Raw genomic sequence first — 21,110 nt, 5'->3', positions numbered from 1 at the left:
AAGGCGTGCTGGATGAAGGAATTACGCATATCATTTCCAGAGCCGTGCGGCGAGAAATGGGAAGACATGCCCGTAAGCGGGTGCAATCGACATTGCACAAGTTGTGACAACATCATTTACGACCTATCGCAAATGGCGTTTGACGACGTGGAAACACTTTTGACCGTGAAGCCTGATGTATGCGTCCGCGCCGCCGTCGACGTCAATGGTAGCGTCCGGCTCAAGGAAAAATTTGGAAAGAAAAGCGGAAAAATGGTCGTCGCGATGGGTGCATCGCTGGGACTTATGCTGGCGGCCGCGCCTGCGGCCGCAAGTCCGGCTGGCTCCCGAGGAACGATCAGCGGCAAGTTCGAGGGCTATTTTGCGGACGGATGGGTAACCGCCACCGATGCTCAAGGCAAAGAATATCGAACCAAAGTGTCGCGCTACGGTCATTACAAATTCAAGAAATTGCCGGACGGCATCTATGTTTTGCGATTTGACACCGACTGTGGCTTGCCATGGGTGAGCGAACCTGTGGTAGTACACATGGGTTCGAAGTCCAAACTGCCATCTGTTTTTCCAGACGACAGCGACTGTATAATCATCGGCTCAATGAAGCTGGACCAAAATGCCGGCTGACAAAAGCATCGCCTTTAGGTTGGCGATAACATCTTGCACTTTCTCAATTCTGGTCGTTGCCCTCGGCTACGCAGTTAACGTAGGCTATTTCCGTTCGTTCGATCTCGCCATTTCCCACGCGCTAAATATGCAGCGTGGCGTTACACCGGAATGGCTGATCCTTTTCATGCAGGGCGTCAGCTGGATCGGCGGCGGGGTGCAGCGTTATGTGATTGTGACGATCCTGACTTTGGCCCTGTGGCGCTGGTGGGGATGGGGCGCGGCGCTGGCTATGGGGCTTACAACCTTGGTTTCGGCCTTTACGTCTGACGTCATGAAGGCATTTTTTGGTCGCGTGCGTCCGGATTTGGTGCCGCAATTGGATATCATCCACAGCCCTGCCTTTCCCAGTGGTCATTCGAACAACGCCGCCGTGGTCTACATCCTGTTTATCATGCTGGTAGCCCAGGCACGCCATCCCCTATGGCAGGTGGCAGCGGCCATCATGATCGTTCTTACCGGTGTGTCGCGCATCATGCTGGGTGTCCATTGGCCTACCGATGTGCTGGGTGGCTGGATGCTCGGCGCGTCCTTTGCCATGGCGGCCGCTGCGGTCATTGCGTATCGCCAGCACCAGCGCACGGCCCATTTCCCATCGGTCCTCTCGCCTTAATCGGCGGGATCGCGTTTTTCTCTGTCCAGCAGGCTGGCTTTTTGCCATCGTGAAGCAATTGGGATTCTATAGGATATCGAACATGAAAAAGACGGGGAACTTCGGGAGAAACGCGCGCATTTTGGCTCTTTGTGGCGCCGCACTTTTTGCAACGGCAGCGGATGCGCAAAACACAGTGATCACCGCGGACAAAATGATCGATGTGCTGACCGGCAAGGTCGTCGAGTTTCCAGCCATTTTCGTGGGCGAAGACGGCCGTATTACCAGCATAGCCGACGCGCGCACCGTGCGGTGGGGCAGCGATGTCAAACATATCAACTTGTCTGGTAAAACCCTGCTTCCCGGGCTGATCGACATGCATGTCCATCTGGACGGGCCTGCCGATATTGGCGGCTATCGCGGACTGGAGTTTACCGACAGCTTCTGGGGCATGACGGCGGTGGGCAATGCGAATGCCATGTTAAAGGCCGGCTTTACCACCGTGCGCAATGTGGGGTCCGGCAATCGCAATGATATCGGTCTGAAGCAGGCGATTGAAAACGGATATGCAACCGGGCCACGTATCGTTCCGGCGGGCTATGCACTGGGTGCGACCGGTGGCCACTGCGACTCGACCTTCTTGCCGCCCAGCCTTGAAAAGGCCGAAAAGGAAGAAGGCATTGCCGACAGCCTGGATGAACTGCGCTATCAGGTTCGGCGTCAACGCAAATATGGCGCTGAGGTCATCAAGGTTTGTGCGACGGGCGGCGTATTTTCCCGGAACACAGAGCCAGGGCAACAGCAGCTTTCCGAGAGCGAACTGCGCGTGATTGCCGATGAAGCGCATCAATGGGGTCTGCGCGTCGCGGCGCACGCCCATGGTGGCGATGGCATTAAAGCGGCTGTCAAGGCGGGGATCGATACCATCGAGCATGCCAGCCTTGTCGATGATGAAGGCATCAAGCTTGCGGCAGCGCGGGTCCGTCCGGTCTGGTTCTCGATGGATATCTACAACACGGAATATACCCAGTCCGAAGGCGCGAAGAATGGCGTGCTCGAAGATAATCTCAGAAAAGACCGCGAAGTTGCTCAAATACAACGCGATAATTTCCGCAAAGCGCACAAGGCAGGGGTCAAGATGGTCTTCGGATCCGACGCCGGCGTGATGCCGCATGGCGAGATCGGCAAGCAATTCCGCGTCATGGTCGAATATGGCATGACCCCGTTGGAAGCTATCCAGGCCGCGACCCGCAACGGCGCGCAGGCGCTTGGCCGGGAAAAGGATGTGGGCGCCATTGCGGTGGGCCGCTTTGCCGACATCATCGCGGTCGATGGCGATCCCTTGACCAATGTGCGCGAACTTGAGTCGGTCGACGCCGTTGTAAAAAGTGGCAAACTGATCGATTAAATTGCACACATTCAGCTTACCTGCAGCGATGTAAGTGCATTGATTGCAGGGCGGCGATTGTGGTAATCATGCGGGGCAAGGTTCACAGAACCGCAATGGAAATGTAGCTGGGGGTTACGAATATGTTGACTTTGGTCGCAGCAACAATGCTGAGCATGGCCGCCATGAAGGCCGATCCGATGGACAACGCCCGCAAGGCGTTCAACAATTGCATGATCGAAACGCATAATAAGGGCATCACCGAGAAAATGTCGCCGAGCAGCTTTACCAAGGCTGCGGATGAGGCGTGCATGACCGAACGTACGGTGTACCGCGATATCCTTATCAAGTCCGAGCGTTCCTATGGATCGAGCCAGAAGGATGCGGAGAAATTCGCGAGCGAGGAAGTCCAGATGATCGTCGACTCGGTGGTCAGCAGCTTCAACGAAAATGTCGAAAACGGCGCCAAACTGACGCCCGAGAAATAAGGGAAGGGGCGGTTGCTATTCCGCCCGTTTCGCTTCACTCCGAATGACCGGTTAGACATATATGCTTGCCGGTCACAGTCGGGGCCCCTTAGATCCCATGCTAAAGATAAATTAATGTCGTGCGATTAATTCGTCGCCCGATGGTGGATTGGTACGAAAAATTTCGGGATACATATGACGATGGCCTGTCGGAAGCATCGATAGGGAATATCAGCACAAAGTTCTTTGCCCCCGATGTTCCCGGTGAACGCTTGGAAATGGGGCCAGATACCGATCCCAAAACCGGAACAACATTGATCAAATTCCGGGCACGCTGGTTTTTGGTTCCCATCATTTTATGGTTGCTCGCCTATATCTCGGCAGCATTTCCATATATCGGAACCTATGCATATAACAAAGGACATGGTGAGATTACCTATGCCCTGCAAACCCCAAGCCCACGCGTCATGCCGTTATTCAAGGGGCAGGTTGCCTTCATCGATTATAAGCTGGATTCAAACCCGAATAAGGAAAGCAGAGTATATCTCGACATCAAACCCTGGCCGGGTTTTGCACCATCCAAGAATAGACTGGTTATTACGGGGAAGACTGAAGGTCGCCTCGCGGTTCCAATTACCGAGACAGATCTTTATCAGTTCACATTTTCATCGGCTTCTTCAACAAAAAATGCGGAAATATATTATTCTGCAACATGGGGCGCGCGTTGACCCTTAATGCTGAGAGCAGTTTAGACGAGCCGAAGTTTTGGAATAATATGGCGGACAGGGTGGGATTCGAACCCACGGTAAGCTTACACCTACGACGGTTTTCAAGACCGTTGCCTTAAACCACTCGGCCACCTGTCCGCGAAGAAATTGCCCCTAGCCAGCAATGCCTGCGCTGGCAAGTGCTTCGCGCGTTCCTCCGTACCGAGGTCGGTTTCCTCATGGATCCAGTGGCGGAACGCCTGCCAAATGCGGCAAAGCGTATCGGATTGTGACGCAAAGCAATTCCCATATCCTCCGCACTATGGCACACTGACGTCAAGACGGCTCACAGGGGATAGATTTTGGTCACGCGTAAGATTCTGTATTCATTGGGCATCTGCGTGATTGCCTTTCAGGTGCCGCAAAGTTCCGAAGCACAAGAGACGATCATGCCGTCGCAGCCTGCGATTGCAATGGAAACAGGCTTTCGCGCCTATCTTGCCGAAGTCCGCCAAAAGGCGCTTGCAGATGGTGTTACCGCCGCAACGCTGGACAGGGTGCTACCCTCGATAAGCTATAATGAACGGGTGGTTAGGCTCGATCGCGCACAACCGGAAGGGCCATCGGACGCGCCTATCCCCAATTTCGCCCCCTATAAGGCCCGCCATGTCGATACATCGCGGATAACACGGGGTCGCGCCAAATATACCGAGTTGCGTCCCTTGCTGGGCAAGATCGAGGCCGAAACCGGCGTTCCGGAAGAAATGATGATTGCCATTTACGGGCATGAAACAAATTACGGCACCGTCACCGGCAATTACAACGCACCCGAAGCGCTCGCATCGCTCGCCTATGAAGGTCGCCGCCGTGCCTTGTTCGAAGCAGAACTGATCGCTGTCCTGAAGATGATCGACCGTGGCGTTCCCCAATATGCCATCACCGGAAGCTGGGCGGGGGCGTTGGGCAAGCCCCAGTTTTTGCCATCTGTCTACCTCCGGTTGGCGCGCGATGGAGATGGGGACGGTTATGCCGATATCTGGAAAAGCGAAGTCGATGCGATGACCTCCATCGCCAATTACTTCGTCAATGCCGGTTGGCGTCGTGGTGAAGAATGGGGGTTTGCGGTCAATGTCCCGGCAGCCCTTGATCGCCGTGCGATTCAATCCCGCATGACCGCCCCGCGCTGCCCAAGAGTATTTGCCCGCCATAGCCAGTGGAAAACAATCGCGGAATGGCGCCAGCTTGGCGTCGTGCCGCAGCGCGGATACTGGCCAAAAGACACTATGCTCGCCACATTAATCGAGCCCGACGGGCAGGGGCAGACCGGATATTTACTCGGTGGCAACTACCGCGTGATATTGGACTATAATTGTTCCAATTTTTACGCGCTTTCCGTGGGGTTATTAGCTGATGAGGTTCGCAACTGAGACATTTGGCGCAGTCGCAAGTCTGGCTTTGCTCACCGCCTGCGGTGCGGGAGGAGGCGAACGTCCAACGTCCGCAATTGGCTCGACCGCCGTGGCACCCGAAACCGTTGTGGATGGTCCGGCTGTGCTGGGTGCGCCCTATACCGAGTCTGGCGTAACCTATACCCCGCAAGACAACCCGCTTTATGACGAGGTTGGCTACGCAGGGATCGTGGTTGCCGATCGCATCGGCAAATCCACTGTCACAGGCGAAATCTATAGCGCGGCCAGCATTTCTGCTGCCCATCGGACATTGCCTGTTCCAAGCTATGTCGAAGTAACGGCGCTTGACAGCGGACGCACGATATTGGTGCGCGTGAACGACCGTGGTCCGGTACCGAAAGACAATGTGGTCCAAATCTCTGAAGGCGCAGCCCAGCAACTGGGCCTGACCGGAACCGCTACCACTGCTGTACGCGTGCGCCGCGTCAATCCGCCCGAACAGGAAAAGGCCGTGTTGCGCATCGGCGCGCGCGCCACTGAACGTATTGAGACGCCGGAGCAGTTGCTCAAGGTTTTACGCACGAAAATCGCCAAACCGCCGCAACTGGCTGTAGAGATTGCTGAACCCGCGAAGCCAGTGGAGGTTGTGGCGAAACCGGAGGTTAAGGCAAAGGACGTAAAAGCCAAGGCACCGGTTGCTGTAAAAGCGGCACCTGTTGCCAAGAAGGCGCCCGAAGTCGCGAAGCCGAAGCCGGTGTCCCCCGTTGCAGGATCCTATTTCGTTCAGGTCGCAGCTTTTTCGTCCCGCGCCCGCGCCGATGCGTTGGCCCAAAAGCTGGGCGGTATCGTTTCAGCTCAATCGAGTTCCGGCCTGTTTCGTGTGCGGATTGGGCCATTACCGACCAAGGCCGAAGCAGACCAGAAACTGGCTGCGGTCCAGAAGAATGGCCACCCTACTGCGCGGATTTATCGCGAATAATTTACTAGCCGACCCTATGTCTCGCGCTCTATGAGGGGCTCTGGCGTCACTTTAATCGCTGCTGTTCTGTTCCATGAAGCACTGGTAATCGCCCGTGCAACGTGTGACGTTATACGTGAACACGACGATAAAGCGAAGCTGGCAAAATATCAGGCATAAAGGGACGTCGATTGGCCGAGCGTGTTGCAAAACTTAGAAATCGGGCGAGTGGATATGCGCCGTCCGCCACCGATACATCCCTGAACAGACAGGCGATATGCGGATGACGCGGGGACGCTTTATATCGGTTGAGGGCGGCGAGGGCGTTGGAAAGACGACCCAGATTATCGCCCTTGCCGATGCGATCCGGAATGCCGGGTTTGAAGTCATCATCACCCGCGAGCCAGGAGGTACGCCGGGAGCGGAAACCATACGCCAGCTACTGTTGGGTGGAAGCGACGAGCGTTGGCTGCCCCGCGCTGAAGCCCTGTTGTTCGCAGCCGCGCGCAGCGATCATGTCGAACGCCTGATTGAGCCGGCGCTTGAAAAAGGCAAATGGGTGATATCGGACCGCTTCATCGACAGCAGCCGCGCGTATCAGGGAACCGGATCGGGTCTCTCCGACGCCGATATCATGGCGCTTCATGCCATCGGCAGCCGCGGGCTTTTACCCGACCGCACATTGGTCCTGCGCCTTGACCCGATCGAAGCAGGTCGACGGGCAGATTTACGGGATCAAGGACAAGCCGACCGCATCCAAAGCCGCGATCCGTCTTTCCATGCCGAAGTCGACATTGCCTTTGTCGGTTTTGCGGAGAATGACGCACGGGTAAGACTAGTCGACGCCTCGGGCGATGCCGCTACGGTGACCGCGCGTTTGCTGGCCGAAATCGACGATTTGCTTGTTCGCCCATGACCCATTTGATCGGACATGATGCGGTTTGGCGCCATTTCACGTCCGCACTGGAGTCGGGCAAACTGCATCACGGCTGGATATTGGCCGGCCCGCGTGGCTTGGGGAAGGCCAGCTTTGCCTTGCGGGCGGCCGCGTCACTTGTGGATGCCGAAGACCGCTACTCCAATTTGATAGCACGCGGCACGCATCCCGATATCCTGACAATCAAGCGCCTCCCCAAGGAAGCCGCAAAGGATGATGACGAACCCGATACAAATGCCGAACTAAAACGTAGCATTACCATCGAACAGATCCGCAATTTGCAAGCGAGCCTGACGACGCGGCCTGGCTTGGCCGACAAGCGGGTTATCATCATCGATTCCGCTGATGATCTGGAACGCGGCGGGGCGAACGCGCTTCTCAAATCGTTGGAAGAACCGCCTGCGGACACCTATTTCCTGCTGATCAGCCATGCGAGCGACCGGTTATTGCCGACAATAAGATCGCGGTGCCAGATGCTCCGCTTTGAACCGCTCAATCATGATCAAATGACCGCAGCGCTGTCGGATGCTGCGCCGGAAATAGACCCAGCAGATCTGGATGCCCTGATCCGCGCAGGGAAGGGGTCACCCGGGCAGGCCATCGATTTTATGGGGTTGGATCTGGGTAAGCTGGATCACGCCATGCACGCAATTATCCAGTCAGGTGATCCGGGCAATGATCTGCGCGTTGCGCTTGCCGAACAGTTATCGCTGAAAGCAGCGCAGCAACGATATGAAGCCTTTTTGCGTCTTGCCCCTGCGCTCATCGCCGAACGGGCACGCCGGATGGATGCGGCACATGTTCTCGCCGCGACCGAAGTCTGGACCGCGGCCTCTGCCCTTGCTAACCGGGCGATAGCGCTCAGTCTCGATAAGCAGAGCGTCATTTTTCAAATGGGAAGCTTGCTGGCTTCGCTTCAAACCCATAGGGCCTCTTGAGCCCCAAACATTAAGAGTATCCATGTCTGAGCCCTTCTATATTACCACGGCCATCGCCTATCCAAATGGCAAGCCCCATATCGGCCACGCCTATGAGGCCATCGCGACCGATGCAATTGCGCGGTTTCAGCGGTTGCAGGGGCGCGATGTGCGCTTTGTCACCGGGACAGACGAGCATGGACTGAAAATGGTGCAGACAGCGCGCGCCGCAGGACGCGAGACGCTGGAGTTCGCTGATGAAATGTCGTCTTATTTCAGGGATATGTGCGACAAACTGAATATTTCATATACAGCCTTCATGCGCACCAGCGAGGAACGCCACCATCAGGCGAGCCAGGCGCTGTGGACCGCCATGCAGGAGCGGGGGGACCTGTATCTTGATCGCTATGAAGGCTGGTATTCTGTCCGGGACGAAGCCTTTTACGACGAAAGCGAGTTGGTCGAAGGGGAAGGGGGCGTCAAATTGTCTCCCCAAGGCACGCCTGTTGAATGGACGGTCGAAGAAACATGGTTTTTCCGCCTGTCGCGCTATCAGGATGCGTTGCTTGAACTGTACGCACAAAATCCCGAATTCATTCAGCCCGAAAGCCGCCGGAATGAGGTCCTTCGCTTTGTCGAAGGCGGACTGCGCGATTTAAGCGTGTCGCGGACCAGTTTCGACTGGGGCGTTAAGGTTCCGGGATCGCCGGATCATGTGATGTATGTCTGGGTAGACGCCCTGACGACCTATATGTCGGGAATTGGCTATCCTGACACGAGCGGCGACTTTGCGCGCTTCTGGCCTGCGGATGTGCATATCATCGGCAAAGACATTGTGCGCTTCCACGCCGTCTATTGGCCGGCCTTCCTGATGTCCGCCGGTCTTCCTTTGCCCAAGCGGGTGTTCGGGCATGGTTTCCTGCTGTCGCGAGGCGAAAAAATGTCGAAGTCGCTGGGCAATGTAGTTGATCCCATGGAGCTGGCGGACCTGTTCGGCGTTGATGCGCTGCGCTATTTCTTCCTGCGTGAGGTCAGCTTCGGGCAGGATGGCAGCTATAGCGCCGAAGCAATTGTCACCCGCGTCAATGCCGACTTGGCCAACAGTTTCGGCAATCTGGCACAGCGTACCTTGTCGTTGATCTTCAAAAATTGCGATGCCTATTTACCGGCCATTCGGGGCCATGCCGACGAAGATGCCGCCTTATTTCAACTGGTGGGCTCGGTTGTGGCGACCGAAATTCCGGCGCATTTCGAAAATCTGGCGATGTCGCAGGCGCTGGAAAGCTGGATGAAGGCCGTTTTTGCCTGCAACGCCTATATCGACGCGCAGGCGCCCTGGGCGCTCAAAAAGACCGATCCCGAGCGGATGGAAACGGTGTTGGCGACGCTGTTCATCTGCATCGCGCAGCTCGCAATGGCGGCCCTGCCCATCATTCCGGAGGCAGCAACGAAGCTGCTCGATCAAATGGGCGTGCCAGAATCGGTCCGTAACTTCGCGCAAATCGGCTCGCACTGGTACTCGCCCCTGGCCGAGAGCGATTTCCGTATAGAACAGCCAAAAGGCCTGTTCCCGAGGCTCGAATTGGACCTCGAAAGTGGCGGAAATCCTTGATGTACATCGATTCCCACTGCCACCTCAACTATAAGGGCCTGGTCGAACAACAAGCCGACGTCCTAAGCCGCGCAAGGTTCAGCGGAGTTAACAAAATGCTGAACATCGCAACCCGGGAAAGCGAGTGGGACGACGTTCTGCACCTCGCCGAACAGGAACCGGACGTCTGGGCAACCGTAGGTATCCATCCCCACGAAGCAGACAGCCATACCGGTGTCGACAGCGCGAAATTAATTGCCAGAGCGGAACATCCCCGGGTTATCGGAATCGGCGAAACGGGGCTCGATTATTATTACGACCACAGCGACCGCGCCCAACAACGTGCTTCATTCTCCGAACATATCGTTGCTGCACGCGAAACGGGACTCCCCCTGATCGTCCACACCCGCGATGCCGAAGAGGACACCGCAGCCATCTTGACCGCGGAAATGCGGGCTGGTGCCTTTCCCGGCGTTATCCATTGTTTCACCGCCAGTGCGGATTTCGCCCGGATAGCATTGGATCTTGGCCTTTACATTTCGCTTTCGGGCATTGTAACTTTTAAAAATGCGAAGGATTTACAGGAGGTTGCCCGGTGGCTTCCAGAAGATCGGCTGTTGCTGGAAACAGATTCACCGTTCCTGGCCCCCGTGCCTCACCGCGGCAAGACGGGCGAACCCGCTTTTGTTGCCGATACAGGTAAATTCGTGGCAAATTTGCGTGGGGTAGGGGAGGAGTCCCTCGCCCATCAAACCACGGAGAACTTCTACCGGCTCTTCAAAAAGGCCAAGCCATGAACGTGATGGAAGACGGACCGTCCATTATCTGGGGCGTAACATGTTTGGTTTTGCTCATTGCGTCGTTGGCTGCGCGCCGTTTGCCTTTGGGACAAGTGGCCAAAATGAGTTTGGCTTGGGTCGCCATTTTTGCTGCGCTTTTTGCGGTGTTTAGCTTTCGGTTCGAATTCCAGTCCATTTGGGAGCGCGTTAAGGCGGATTTCAGCGGCACGGCAGGTCAGAATGTATCGGGTGAAGCTATCACGCTACGTCGCCAGGATGATGGACATTATTGGCTGCAGGTGCTCGTCAACGGCAACGACGTGCGGTTCATGATCGACAGCGGCGCCACGACGACGGCGGTGAACGCAAACACGGCCGCAGCGACCGATGTAGATGTCGATAGCAGCGGTTTTCCAGTGATTCTAGATACGGCAAACGGTCGCGTCACAGCAAAACGCGGTTCGATAAAGACGTTACAGATTGGACCGCATAAGATTTCCGACCATCATGTCGTTGTGTCGGAGAATTTCGGGGAAACAAATGTCCTTGGTATGAACTTTCTGGATTCGATGCAGAGCTGGAAGGTCGAGGGCAATGTGATGACGTTGCAACCTTGATAACAGATATTACTTAACATAATATATATTATCGAACTTATTTTAGGCCAAATGTGAAACCGACCGACATAACCCCTCTCACCGAAATCATGGCTCGTTTACGCGATCCGGATGACGGCTGCCCGTGGGACGTCACGCAAACATTTCAGACAATCGCACCCTATACGATCGAAGAAGCCTATGAAGTTGCCGACGCTATCGAACGTAACGATATGGACGATCTTAAGGACGAACTTGGCGATCTACTGCTTCAAGTAGTGTTTCATAGCCAGATGGCTGCGGAAGCCGGAAGTTTTAATCTACAAGATGTTATTGCCGGCATCTGTGACAAAATGACCCGTCGTCATCCGCACATATTTGGTGACGTCGATGCCAAAGAAGCGGCGCAAGTGACCCAAAATTGGGAAACAATCAAAGCTCAGGAGCGTAGCACACATTCCGATGGCAGCGCATTGGCAGGTGTAGCGAAGGCTCTGCCCGCCCTGCTCCGCGCGCAAAAAATTCAAAAGCGTGCCGCCCGGACGGGTTTTGATTGGCCTGATGTGGATGGTGCCAAATCAAAAATATTCGAAGAGCTGGATGAGATCTCATCTGCAAATACACAAGACGAGCGAGCGGATGAAGTCGGCGATTTACTGTTCGCCGCTGTCAACTTGGCCCGTTTTTATGATGTAGATGCAGAAAATGCCCTGAAAAACGCAACGGCAAAATTCGACCGCCGGTTTCGTGCCATGGAAGATATGGCCGGTACAAACTTCCCTGCTCTATCGCTCGACGAGAAAGAAGCGCTGTGGAGCCGTGCAAAAGAGCAAGAAATCAAGAAAGTTTAGACGCCTAGCGCACCTTTTTCCTCAAATTTGAACTTCTTCTCAAACTGCCCCCAAAACTGACGGCTCAGCGAGACATCCAGATGCAGCAGTTCCTTTGTTTCGCGCTTCACATCAACCTTCCCTCGTGCATGCAGCCAAGCGAAAGCCGCACCATCACTTGAGGGCAATGTTATCGCGCGCGTGACGTTCTTTTTCGCAATCAGATCGGACAGAAGGTTTTTGAAATCTTCAATCCCCTCACCTGTGACGGCAGACAGTAACAATATATCCGAATTACGCTGGGCTATGCCGCGCATTTCAGATAATTTATCCTCATCGAGGAGGTCGATCTTGTTCCAAATCTCGACCATCTCCGGTTGGACACTTCCCTCCACATCGTTCCCGATTCCCAAATCGCGCAAAATCGAGAGGACATCGTTGCGCTGCGCGTCTGTTTCTTCATGCGCAATATCCCGCACATGAACGATGATGTCCGCGGAGATAACTTCTTCCAAGGTCGCACGAAACGCCGCGACCAATTGGGTGGGCAAATCAGATACGAAACCCACAGTATCCGAGAAAATGGCCTTTTCGACACCCGGCAATGAGATTTCCCGCATCGTGGGGTCAAGAGTTGCAAAAAGCATGTCTTCCGCGAGCACCGTTGCACTCGTTAAGCGATTGAATAGCGTCGATTTTCCGGCATTCGTATAGCCGACTAACGCGATAACGGGCCATGGAGCTCGCTTGCGACGTGCACGGTGAAGCGAACGGGTCCGTTTGACCTCTTCCAGTTCCCGCCGCAATCGCGCCATCCGGTCGCGGATCATCCGGCGGTCGGCTTCAATTTGGGTTTCGCCTGGCCCGCCCAGAAAACCGAAGCCACCACGTTGACGTTCCAAATGGGTCCAACTGCGTACCAACCGTCCTGCTTGGTAGTCGAGATGCGCAAGTTCCACCTGCAAACGTCCCTCGGCCGTAGCAGCACGCTCGCCGAAAATTTCGAGGATCAAACCCGTACGATCAATTGTCTTGAGACCCGTTTTTTCTTCGAGGTTTCGCTGCTGAATGGCGGTCAGTGTCGCATCGACTACAAGCAAATCGACTTCGAGCGCTTGCCCGGTCGCCGCTATGTCCTCGACCTGTCCACCACCCAAGAGCGTGGATGCACGCGGATTCCGCACGCGGTAGTGGGTTTTTTGCACAACATCCAAACCGATAGCCAAGGCAAGGCCTTCAGCTTCTGCAAGCCGCGCAGCAGGGCCAACCGATGCCTTACCCGGAAGTTCGGGATAAATTATGAGAGCGCGGTCGCCACGGGCGAACTCGTCGGCGTCGCTCCTGTCAAAAACGCTCAAACATCGCCCTCGTCTAAGCCCTGATTATACTCTGCCAAATTGACCGGATGAGCGGGCTGCACAGTCGAGACAGCATGTTTATAGACAAGTTGCGTTGTTCCATCGCGCTCAAGCAACAAAGAGAACAAATCATAGGCAGCAATCGCGCCCTGCAACATCACTCCATTCACCAGGAATGTGGTGACCGATTCGCGTTTGTCACACATGGCGTGCAGAAAAACGTCTTGCAGCATCCCTGCCCTGTGGCTGGTCCGCGACATTAATTCTTCAAATAATGAACGGTCAGGCGAGGTCGAAGGCATGATCGTTGAAATGGAGTGCTTGTATACAAGCTGGGACATTCCATCCCGTCGCAGTAAAACGGAGAAATTGTCAAACCACGTAACAACGCCCTGTAGTTTAACCCCTTTTACAAGGAACATTGTGACAGGTGTTTTTGACTTTCGCAGGGAGTTTAGAAAGAGGTCCTGAAGACCGTTATTCTTTTCAGTCATTGTCATTATCCGATTATTTTATGTTTTTGCGAATATGCACCTGCACTTCGAAGAAGACGCCGATGCACGTACTCGGTGTAACTTACTTACATCATCGGCACTGTTTTCGCAATTGTAGGATTCAATCCTCCTCATCCCCGCCTTCATCACCATTTTTGCGCACCGATATCCCGAGAAGTTTAAGCTTACGGTGTAATGCCGATCGTTCCATTCCCACAAATGCCGCCGTCTTGGAAATGTTGCCGGAAAAGCGTTTGATTTGAACCCGCAGATATTCGCGCTCAAACGCTTCACGTGCTTCACGCAGCGGGGCTCCCATCAACGAGGTTACATTATGTTCCGAACCTTCATAGCTGTTGATGATTTCCGAAGGGAGCATATCTGCCTCGATCCGGTGTATGCGGTTTGACGGCGCCAGTATAATCGTGCGCTCGATGATGTTTCTTAGCTGTCTGACGTTGCCGGGCCACTCACATGCTTGAAGTGCGGCCATTGCGTCATCGGAAATGACCGGCGGGGCAATCCGATGCTCGGACGCAAACCGCGCCGCATAATGATTGGCAAGATCCGGAATATCTTCACGGCGGCTTGCAAGGGGTGGAATCTCGACGGGGACAACGTTCAGTCGATAGAATAAATCCTCCCGGAATCGCCCTTCCGCAATCTCTGTAGCCAGATCGCGTGCGGTTGCAGAAACAAACCGTACATCGACCCTGATTTGACGGTCGCCGCCTACGCGCATGAAACTTTGATCGGTAAGAACGCGCAGAATCTTGCCCTGCGTCGTCCAAGGCATGTCGGCGACTTCGTCGAGGAACAGCGTTCCACCATGGGCCTTTTCAAGCATCCCAGCTTGAACCAGACGACCGTCCTGTTCGATACCGAACAGTTCCTCATCAAAGCGTTCAGGTGACAATCGTGCCGCACTCACGGAAACGAATGCAGACTCGGCGCGTGGGCTCCAACTGTGCAAAAGACGCGCGGCAACTTCTTTCCCGACACCTGCAGGACCGGTAATCAGCATCCGGCTTCCCGTACCAGACACTTTTTTCAGCGTTGCCCGTACGGTGTTAATCGCCCCCGACGAGCCGTTCAGTTCTTCAGCGTGCCCTACCCTTGCACGTAGCGATGCATTTTCAGCCCTAAGCCGTTCCGTTTCGGTCGCTTTAGCAACCAGATGTAATAGCTTGCCGGCTTCAAATGGCTTTTCAATAAAGTCGACGGCACCCTGCGAGATTGCGGCAACGGCCGTGTCGATATTCCCATGTCCGGAAAAGACGATCACGGGTATTTGAGGATCTCGGCTTTTGATGGCCTTTAAAAGCTCGATGCCGTCCATTGAAGAGCCGCGCAGCCATACATCGAGCAATATCAAAGACGGGAGGCGTTCATCCAGAGCGGCGAGTGCTTCGTCGGCTGTGGCCGCTGTGCGCGTCCCATATCCGTCATCGTCCAGCACGCCGGAAACTAGATCCCGGATGTCCTGCTCGTCGTCTACAATTAAAATATCCAGAGCCATGTCTAAGCTAAGTCCTCTGCCAATTTATCCGGGCCACCTGTTTTTAAGTCGGTGCCAACTTTTTCTTCCACCAAAAGCGGTGCAAATTTGAGTGTAACGATTGCCCCTCCCCCAGGCGCATCCCGCAAGGAAATTTCGCCGAAATGCTCCTCAACGATCTTTTTGACGATTGCTAAGCCTAAACCGGAGCCTGTCGCACGGTTTGTGATATATGGCTCCATGATGCGGTCGCGATCTTCGGGTAGGCCGATACCGTTATCGCCAATTTCAACTGTGATGCGCCCGTCCGATTCCACGATTTCCACAGTGATGGCACCTTCGCCGGGGTCGTTCTTTTTCCGCTCCTGAATCGATTCCACAGCATTCTTAAGGATGTTGGTGACCGCCTGCCCAAGTTGGCGGCGATCAGATATAAGCATGGGGGCTTTTTTGGGCTGGTGGAATCCGAACTGAATATCAGGATGTGCCACTTCAAACATAAACACGGCGTGCCCAACGATATCCTGTAAGTTTTCATTTCGGAAAACAGGTTTTGGCATACGGGCGAAAGACGAGAATTCATCAACGATATTTCGCAAATCACCTACCTGACGAACGATCGTGCTGGTGAGTTGTTCGAAGATACCGCTATCCTGTTCAACTTGCTTCCCAAAACGTCGCTGCAAACGCTCCGCCGCCAGTTGGATTGGTGTCAGGGGGTTTTTGATTTCATGCGCAATGCGACGTGCAACGTCAGACCAGGCAGCACGTCTTTGATCTGCGAGCTGCTGGCTTATATCTTCGAAGGTGACAACAATCCCCCTTTCACGCTGCGTGGCTTTCACCGCCACGGTCAGGGGTTCGGGACCGTCACCAAGTTGAACGACGCCGCGAGACCTGTCCTCGGTTAACTCAGCAAGTGCGGGTGCTACTGTTTTGAAATTAAGTCCGACAATCGTCTGCTCTTTCCCCCGAAGCATCTTTTCGGCGGTCGAGTTTGCAAGTTCGATCTCGCCACTTTCATTGACCGACACGACCCCTGCCGAAACGGATTCAAGGACGGTTTCGATAAACACCCTTCGCTCACCCAATTGGTGATTAGTCGCCAATAGCGCCCCGGTTTGCCGTTCAAGACGTTCCGTCATACGGTTGAAAGACTTGGAGAGGAAGCCAACCTCATCGGCCCGATACTGGTCTTCACTAACCCGTGCGGAAAGGTCGCCATCGGCAATCCTCTGCGCTGCATCAACGAGATTGTTCACCGGGCGGACCAGGCGGTCAGCAACACGCAACGCAATCCAGAGTGTAATGCCGATAATCAGGAGCGAAACAACATAGAGGGCGATGTTAAACTGTAATTGCAATGCCCGGGATCGCGCGACCATCTTGTCGTAATCCTGGAGCACGGACTGCGCCTTCTCGCCCAACTGAAAAGACGGTACCGACAAAGCACGGCTGGCAAAAAGATAGCTGCGTGGTGAATCAAACAGCACTGTCACAACCTCAATGCGGTCAGTGCGGTTAGTAACTATAGTGCCCTCGCCCGCCTGAAGTTTGCTTAGAATATCGGGTGCAATCCAATCTTGTGTACGATTTTGGTTTTCCGTGGCCACGGCTTCGGTGCGTTGAATTCCGTCTGCGCCAACAGAGACGATCGCAGATTCGCTCAAACGACGACGGAATACCTGTTCGAAATAGTAACTTAAAAACGCAGGGTCATCAGGACGGGTCTGGCTCAATGCGTTGCGAAAATCGCCCGCCATGGTCAGCGTTTCGTCACCTACGTCGCGCGCATTTACCTCATAATATCCCTTGGCCAGTTCGCCCGCATTTTCCAGCATGCCGCGTGCAGAACCTGAAAACCAGAATTGTACGCCGCTTTGGAAAAGCAACGAAGCAAAGACGACCAGAAGCAGCGTGGGAACAGCGGTGATCGCCGAGAAAATGGCAACTAACCGTACATGCAGCAACTGTTGGCTATCGATATTGCTGCCAACCGCGCGACGTAAAGCGATGCGTCGGCCAAAAAGTACCAAGAGCAACGTCGCAGGCAAAAGATTTGCTACAAGCATCGTTGCAGAGGCTGCAGGAGATAGCGGTTCCGATTGCGGTCCCTGATCCAGCAAAATGTAGGCCGTGGCGCCGGTGATCAACAGCAGCAATATCGCGCTGGCTATCTCGAGGAACTTGATCGACTGGCTATTTCCAAGGGCATGTACGATGAATTGGAAGAACCGTTTGGCAAGCGACTGCCCTTGTCCTTCATCAATCATCGGGGTTGTTGCCATATTGCCACTGTGGCATTGTAAGCGTTGCCTGAAAAGCACAAAATTGTGACTGAAAAATCACATTATCGTGCAGGCGGGTCGCTTCACCCCCCGTTGCCGGTGCCAATTCCGTAGTCGGTCAGTTTCTTGCGAAGGGTGTTCCGATTTATCCCGAGTAGCGCAGCTGCCTTGAGCTGATTGCCTTTCACCTGCCGCATGACATGTTGGAGCAACGGCGTCTCGAACTGCGCTAGGGCCTTTGGATAGAGTTTATCGCGCGATGTGCCCCGCAATTTGTGGTCTCGCAGGAATTGCACCACAGCAGCTTCAAAACTGGCTCCCTGAATAGGTGCATCTGATTCCGGAGCGCTTTCGACATTCTGGACAATTGTAGCTTCCGTTATCGTGTCTTCGCGACACACCAAGGCCAAGCGATAGATTAGGTTACGTAATTCCCGGATATTCCCCCGCCAAGGCATCGTCATCAGTGCTGCAATGGCGCTGTCGTCGATCTTTCGTAAGGGTAACCCGTCTTTCGCGGCCAATAACAAGAAGTGTTGCGCTAGGAGCCCGATATCGTCTGTCCTGTCGCGCAATGGTGGCATATGGATTGGAACCACATTCAGCCGGTAGAAAAGGTCCTCGCGGAACTTGCCGCTGGCGATCAATTCCTCCAGCTTTTGGTTGGTTGCCGCAACGATGCGGACATCAAGGCGAATGCTCGCCTTACCGCCGATCCTGCTAATCACGCCGCTTTGCAGCGCGCGCAACAAGCGGGTTTGTGCGTGCTTGGGCATGTCGCCTATTTCATCGAGAAAGAGCGTGCCACCTTGCGCCTGCTCGAACCGACCAATGGCCTGCCCCACTGCGCCGGTAAAAGAGCCTTTTTCATGACCGAATAATTCAGCCTCGATAAGCTCGCTCGGGATCGCGGCCATGTTTACCGCAACAAACGGCCCTGTTTTGCGGTGCCCCAGACTGTGAATAGCTTCCGCCACCAACTCCTTACCGGTTCCGCTTTCGCCGGAAATCAGAACGGAAAGGTCGTTACGCAAAAGCCGCGCGACCATGCGGTACACATCCTGCATCGCAACACTTCGGCCGATCATTGGTAGATTGGCCTCTGACAACGTATCGGTCACGCTGTCCGGAGCGGAGCGGCGCTTGTCGATTCCCTGTTTTACCGCCAGAACCAGATCGTTGAGATCAAAGGGTTTGGGAAAATATTCAAACGCATTAATTTCACTCGCCCGTACCGCTGTCTCCAAGGTATTTTGGGCGGACATAATGATCACCGGCATATCCGGTGTCGTCGCCATAACCTCTTTCAGCGTAGCCAAGCCATCACTGTCTTTCAGGACTACGTCCGTCAGCATCAAATCGAAATGGCCGTTGGCGAGAGCCGCGTCCCGTGCGCTGACGGAATCACAAATCTGGGTCTCGATATTTTCGGCGGTCAGCGCGGCGCTGACAACCAAACCGATCGATGCATCGTCCTCTACAATAAGGACTTTGGGAACAGTCATGATTCACCCTTCTTTGGTGCCACCGGCAGAAACAGCCTGAACACAGTCCGTTGCTTTTGCACGTCGCGCTCGAACACGATGCGGCTGTTCATTTGCTGCACAAGGTTGCGCACGATCGCGAGACCGAGGCCCTGCCCATCTCGTTTGGTCGTGACGAACGGTGAAAACAGCTCGTCCTCGATATGTTGCGGCACTCCAGGCCCGTTGTCGGATATAGCTATTTCGACAGGTAGCTTGACCGTACGCCGTTCCATATCTGCCTCACGGAGTGCGCCGCTCATGACGAAACGCGTCGATATTCCGATGACTCCATCCAATCGACCTTTGAGCGCATCGACCGCATTTTGAAGCAGGTTGATCAAAATCTGGACCATCCCGTCCGCATCAATCAAAACCTCGGGTAAGGATGGATCATAATTGATCGAAAGTTCGGGCATCGCGCGGTTTGCGGCGCGCAACGAACGGATCGCTCTTTCGATCAACAAATGGACGTTGGCGGGCGCGAGCTCCGGCTCTTCCGACCGGCTGAGTTTCTGCATCTGGTCTAACAATCGGGCAATCCGGTCGACCTCGTTTACAATCAACTCGGTCAGAGGCTGGTTTTTCTCATCGACATGGCGGGCGAGAAGTTGGGCCGCACCTTTTATCCCCGCGAGCGGATTTTTGATTTCATGCCCCAATATCGCCGGCGCACCCATCGCTTGCTGTTGGCCGCTATCCTTTTGCTCTCCAATATGTTCACGTCCGCCATGTCTTGGGGAAATGATCGCGATCCGCCAATCGGTTTCGCCTGGAAGAAGGGAGATATTGATGTCGACAGTAATGCTGCCATGGGCCGACTTCAGTTCCATGTCCTGCGCCGAAATATCGTTTTCCGACGATATGAGCGCAAAGTTCATGCGCTCGCTTTCGAAGCGGAGGACGGCGGCGGTCGGCTGCCCTTCCAAACGCTTGCGGCTCCGCCCGAAAAACGCCTCACTTGCATCATTTGCATAGGCAATGCTGTTATCCGGACCGATCAAGAGGACGGGAATGGGGATATTGGCCAACACATGGCCGTTATCCGGTCTATTCCCCTCCGAATTGACCATCAGGCTGCCGTACGTGTCAGGAAAGGTTCGTAGAAGCGCGTCAACTCGTCGATCACAACTTCCGCATCGTCAATTCGGTTGACGAAGTTACGGAACTCAGCCGACCCTGTAAGACCTTTTGTGTACCAGCCGATATGTTTGCGTGCACAACGCAGGCCGACGTCACTTCCATAGTGATCAAGCATCGCCCGGTAATGCTCGATGATGAGTTCATATTGCGCGTCGATGCTCGGGTCAGGCAAGTTGGCGCCTGTGCGGAACCAATGCATCATCTGTCCCAAGAGCCACGGTTTGCCATAGGCGCCCCGCCCCACCATGACGCCGTCTGCTCCGCTCCGTTGCAACGCTGTTTCCGCGTCGGCAATCGTGCAAATATCTCCGTTTACGATCACGGGAATTGAAACGGCATCTTTGACTTTTCGAACAAAGCCCCAATCGGCGGATCCCTTGTACATTTGATTACGCGTGCGGCCATGCACAGTGACCAATTTGGCCCCTAGATCTTCCGCTATGTGCGCAAGTTCAGGGGCATTCAGGCTCGCATGATCCCAACCCATCCGCATTTTGACCGTAACCGGGACCGAAACGGCTTCGACTGTTGCTTCAATCAGGCTCGCAGCAAGGGGCAGATCGCGCATCAAAGCGGAGCCTGCATCCCCGTTCACCACCTTTTTGACGGGGCAGCCCATGTTGATGTCGATGATTGCCGCGCCCCGGTCTTCATTCAGCTTCGCCGCTTCACCCATTTCATAAGGGGTGCACCCTGCCAACTGCATGGAAACAGGCTCTTCAATGGCATCCCATTCGCATTTCTGCAGAGACTGACGTGTTTCGCGAATCATGGCCTGACTTGCGATCATTTCGGTAACATTCAGGCCAGACCCGAAACTCCGGACTATTTTGCGAAACGGCATATCGGTTACGCCCGTCATCGGTGCCAATATGACGGGGCATGCAATCTCTATATTGCCAATATTTATGGGTGCGAGTTTCATTGTGCCAACATTGCCTAAAATTTAGGCAGGCCGTTACTCGGTTTCGGCTTG

At 54.6% G+C, this 21,110-nt stretch carries 20 protein-coding genes and 1 tRNA gene; 13 read left to right on the top strand and 8 right to left on the bottom strand.

Features of this window, described 5'->3' with window-relative positions; genetic code table 11:
• The first annotated feature begins 12 nt into the window (after nucleotides 1-12).
• The 5 genes from EUU25_RS03860 (at nucleotide 13) to EUU25_RS03840 (ending at nucleotide 3,834) form a co-directional block, all read left to right on the top strand.
• A complete protein-coding gene (locus tag EUU25_RS03860; RefSeq protein ID WP_158898452.1) occupies nucleotides 13-621 on the top strand; it encodes a hypothetical protein in 609 nt (202 codons plus the stop codon).
• Nucleotides 611-1,273, top strand: coding sequence for a phosphatase PAP2 family protein (locus EUU25_RS03855; RefSeq protein ID WP_158898450.1), 663 nt, complete (start codon nucleotides 611-613; stop codon nucleotides 1,271-1,273). Before EUU25_RS03860 ends, EUU25_RS03855 begins: the two co-directional genes overlap by 11 nt.
• 82 nt (nucleotides 1,274-1,355) lie before the next feature.
• Nucleotides 1,356-2,660: a Xaa-Pro dipeptidase gene (locus EUU25_RS03850; RefSeq protein ID WP_158898448.1), complete on the top strand. Its 1,305-nt coding sequence runs from the start codon at nucleotides 1,356-1,358 to the stop codon at nucleotides 2,658-2,660.
• Nucleotides 2,661-2,782: 122 nt separating this feature from the next.
• Entirely contained in the window at nucleotides 2,783-3,127 is a 345-nt protein-coding gene (locus EUU25_RS03845; RefSeq protein ID WP_158898446.1) for a hypothetical protein, read from the top strand.
• 119 nt (nucleotides 3,128-3,246) lie between these two features.
• The gene (locus tag EUU25_RS03840; protein WP_158898444.1) at nucleotides 3,247-3,834 is read left to right on the top strand and encodes a hypothetical protein; all 588 of its coding nucleotides are present in this window, start codon (nucleotides 3,247-3,249) and stop codon (nucleotides 3,832-3,834) included.
• Between the two features lie 48 nt (nucleotides 3,835-3,882).
• Here EUU25_RS03840 and EUU25_RS03835 read toward each other — a convergent pair.
• Nucleotides 3,883-3,972, bottom strand: a tRNA-Ser gene (locus tag EUU25_RS03835).
• A gap of 290 nt (nucleotides 3,973-4,262) precedes the next feature.
• On the opposite strand from EUU25_RS03835, the gene EUU25_RS03830 reads away from it, so the two are divergent.
• The 8 genes from EUU25_RS03830 (at nucleotide 4,263) to mazG (ending at nucleotide 11,851) form a co-directional block, all read left to right on the top strand.
• The gene (locus EUU25_RS03830; RefSeq protein WP_158903097.1) at nucleotides 4,263-5,240 is read left to right on the top strand and encodes a lytic murein transglycosylase; all 978 of its coding nucleotides are present in this window, start codon (nucleotides 4,263-4,265) and stop codon (nucleotides 5,238-5,240) included.
• The gene (locus tag EUU25_RS03825; RefSeq protein WP_158898442.1) at nucleotides 5,224-6,201 is read left to right on the top strand and encodes a septal ring lytic transglycosylase RlpA family protein; all 978 of its coding nucleotides are present in this window, start codon (nucleotides 5,224-5,226) and stop codon (nucleotides 6,199-6,201) included. Before EUU25_RS03830 ends, EUU25_RS03825 begins: the two co-directional genes overlap by 17 nt.
• A 262-nt stretch (nucleotides 6,202-6,463) precedes the next feature.
• Nucleotides 6,464-7,096, top strand: a complete 633-nt coding sequence (tmk, locus tag EUU25_RS03820) for a dTMP kinase (RefSeq protein ID WP_158898440.1) — start codon at nucleotides 6,464-6,466, stop codon at nucleotides 7,094-7,096.
• A complete protein-coding gene (locus EUU25_RS03815) occupies nucleotides 7,093-8,055 on the top strand; it encodes a DNA polymerase III subunit delta' (protein ID WP_158898438.1) in 963 nt (320 codons plus the stop codon). Before tmk ends, EUU25_RS03815 begins: the two co-directional genes overlap by 4 nt.
• Nucleotides 8,056-8,077: 22 nt before the next feature.
• Nucleotides 8,078-9,646 carry a methionine--tRNA ligase gene (gene metG / locus EUU25_RS03810; protein WP_158898436.1) on the top strand — a complete coding sequence of 523 codons (1,569 nt, stop codon included), beginning with the start codon at nucleotides 8,078-8,080 and terminating at the stop codon, nucleotides 9,644-9,646.
• Nucleotides 9,646-10,422, top strand: a complete 777-nt coding sequence (locus EUU25_RS03805) for a TatD family hydrolase (protein WP_158898434.1) — start codon at nucleotides 9,646-9,648, stop codon at nucleotides 10,420-10,422. The genes metG and EUU25_RS03805 overlap by 1 nt, the downstream gene beginning before the upstream one ends.
• Nucleotides 10,419-11,021, top strand: a complete 603-nt coding sequence (locus EUU25_RS03800) for a retropepsin-like aspartic protease family protein (RefSeq protein ID WP_158898432.1) — start codon at nucleotides 10,419-10,421, stop codon at nucleotides 11,019-11,021. Before EUU25_RS03805 ends, EUU25_RS03800 begins: the two co-directional genes overlap by 4 nt.
• 53 nt (nucleotides 11,022-11,074) lie before the next feature.
• Nucleotides 11,075-11,851: a nucleoside triphosphate pyrophosphohydrolase gene (gene mazG / locus EUU25_RS03795; protein WP_281347003.1), complete on the top strand. Its 777-nt coding sequence runs from the start codon at nucleotides 11,075-11,077 to the stop codon at nucleotides 11,849-11,851.
• On the opposite strand, the gene hflX is transcribed toward mazG, so the two are convergent.
• The 7 genes from hflX to dusB form a co-directional block, all read right to left on the bottom strand.
• The gene (gene hflX / locus EUU25_RS03790) at nucleotides 11,848-13,188 is read right to left on the bottom strand and encodes a GTPase HflX (RefSeq protein ID WP_158898430.1); all 1,341 of its coding nucleotides are present in this window, start codon (nucleotides 13,186-13,188) and stop codon (nucleotides 11,848-11,850) included. The genes mazG and hflX overlap by 4 nt on opposite strands.
• Nucleotides 13,185-13,682 carry an RNA chaperone Hfq gene (hfq, locus tag EUU25_RS03785; RefSeq protein ID WP_158898428.1) on the bottom strand — a complete coding sequence of 166 codons (498 nt, stop codon included), beginning with the start codon at nucleotides 13,680-13,682 and terminating at the stop codon, nucleotides 13,185-13,187. The genes hflX and hfq overlap by 4 nt, the downstream gene beginning before the upstream one ends.
• Before the next feature lie 121 nt (nucleotides 13,683-13,803).
• Nucleotides 13,804-15,201 carry a nitrogen assimilation response regulator NtrX gene (gene ntrX / locus EUU25_RS03780; RefSeq protein ID WP_158898426.1) on the bottom strand — a complete coding sequence of 466 codons (1,398 nt, stop codon included), beginning with the start codon at nucleotides 15,199-15,201 and terminating at the stop codon, nucleotides 13,804-13,806.
• 2 nt (nucleotides 15,202-15,203) lie between these two features.
• Nucleotides 15,204-17,453: a sensor histidine kinase gene (locus EUU25_RS03775; RefSeq protein WP_158898424.1), complete on the bottom strand. Its 2,250-nt coding sequence runs from the start codon at nucleotides 17,451-17,453 to the stop codon at nucleotides 15,204-15,206.
• A gap of 98 nt (nucleotides 17,454-17,551) precedes the next feature.
• Nucleotides 17,552-18,973, bottom strand: a complete 1,422-nt coding sequence (locus tag EUU25_RS03770; protein ID WP_158898422.1) for a sigma 54-interacting transcriptional regulator — start codon at nucleotides 18,971-18,973, stop codon at nucleotides 17,552-17,554.
• The gene (locus EUU25_RS03765) at nucleotides 18,970-20,064 is read right to left on the bottom strand and encodes a two-component system sensor histidine kinase NtrB (protein WP_158898420.1); all 1,095 of its coding nucleotides are present in this window, start codon (nucleotides 20,062-20,064) and stop codon (nucleotides 18,970-18,972) included. Before EUU25_RS03765 ends, EUU25_RS03770 begins: the two co-directional genes overlap by 4 nt.
• Nucleotides 20,064-21,059, bottom strand: coding sequence for a tRNA dihydrouridine synthase DusB (gene dusB, locus EUU25_RS03760; protein ID WP_158898418.1), 996 nt, complete (start codon nucleotides 21,057-21,059; stop codon nucleotides 20,064-20,066). The genes EUU25_RS03765 and dusB overlap by 1 nt, the downstream gene beginning before the upstream one ends.
• Between the last annotated feature and the right edge of the window lie 51 nt (nucleotides 21,060-21,110).

Origin of the sequence: Sphingorhabdus lacus (assembly GCF_009768975.1) — a bacterium.
Lineage (GTDB): Bacteria > Pseudomonadota > Alphaproteobacteria > Sphingomonadales > Sphingomonadaceae > Sphingorhabdus_B > Sphingorhabdus_B lacus.
The sequence above is the reverse complement of the archived record's forward strand: the minus strand, read 5'-3'. Positions and strand labels throughout refer to the sequence as shown.

Coding starts and splice junctions, on each gene's coding strand:
- EUU25_RS03860 (WP_158898452.1), top strand. CDS start 13: ATGAAGGAATTACGCATATCATTTCCAGAGCCGTGCGGCGAGAAATGG.
- EUU25_RS03855 (WP_158898450.1), top strand. CDS start 611: ATGCCGGCTGACAAAAGCATCGCCTTTAGGTTGGCGATAACATCTTGC.
- EUU25_RS03850 (WP_158898448.1), top strand. CDS start 1,356: ATGAAAAAGACGGGGAACTTCGGGAGAAACGCGCGCATTTTGGCTCTT.
- EUU25_RS03845 (WP_158898446.1), top strand. CDS start 2,783: ATGTTGACTTTGGTCGCAGCAACAATGCTGAGCATGGCCGCCATGAAG.
- EUU25_RS03830 (WP_158903097.1), top strand. CDS start 4,263: ATGCCGTCGCAGCCTGCGATTGCAATGGAAACAGGCTTTCGCGCCTAT.
- EUU25_RS03825 (WP_158898442.1), top strand. CDS start 5,224: ATGAGGTTCGCAACTGAGACATTTGGCGCAGTCGCAAGTCTGGCTTTG.
- tmk (WP_158898440.1), top strand. CDS start 6,464: ATGACGCGGGGACGCTTTATATCGGTTGAGGGCGGCGAGGGCGTTGGA.
- EUU25_RS03815 (WP_158898438.1), top strand. CDS start 7,093: ATGACCCATTTGATCGGACATGATGCGGTTTGGCGCCATTTCACGTCC.
- metG (WP_158898436.1), top strand. CDS start 8,078: ATGTCTGAGCCCTTCTATATTACCACGGCCATCGCCTATCCAAATGGC.
- EUU25_RS03805 (WP_158898434.1), top strand. CDS start 9,646: ATGTACATCGATTCCCACTGCCACCTCAACTATAAGGGCCTGGTCGAA.
- EUU25_RS03800 (WP_158898432.1), top strand. CDS start 10,419: ATGAACGTGATGGAAGACGGACCGTCCATTATCTGGGGCGTAACATGT.
- hfq (WP_158898428.1), bottom strand. CDS start 13,682: ATGACTGAAAAGAATAACGGTCTTCAGGACCTCTTTCTAAACTCCCTG.
- ntrX (WP_158898426.1), bottom strand. CDS start 15,201: ATGGCTCTGGATATTTTAATTGTAGACGACGAGCAGGACATCCGGGAT.
- EUU25_RS03775 (WP_158898424.1), bottom strand. CDS start 17,453: ATGATTGATGAAGGACAAGGGCAGTCGCTTGCCAAACGGTTCTTCCAA.
- EUU25_RS03770 (WP_158898422.1), bottom strand. CDS start 18,973: ATGACTGTTCCCAAAGTCCTTATTGTAGAGGACGATGCATCGATCGGT.
- EUU25_RS03765 (WP_158898420.1), bottom strand. CDS start 20,064: ATGGTCAATTCGGAGGGGAATAGACCGGATAACGGCCATGTGTTGGCC.
- dusB (WP_158898418.1), bottom strand. CDS start 21,059: ATGAAACTCGCACCCATAAATATTGGCAATATAGAGATTGCATGCCCC.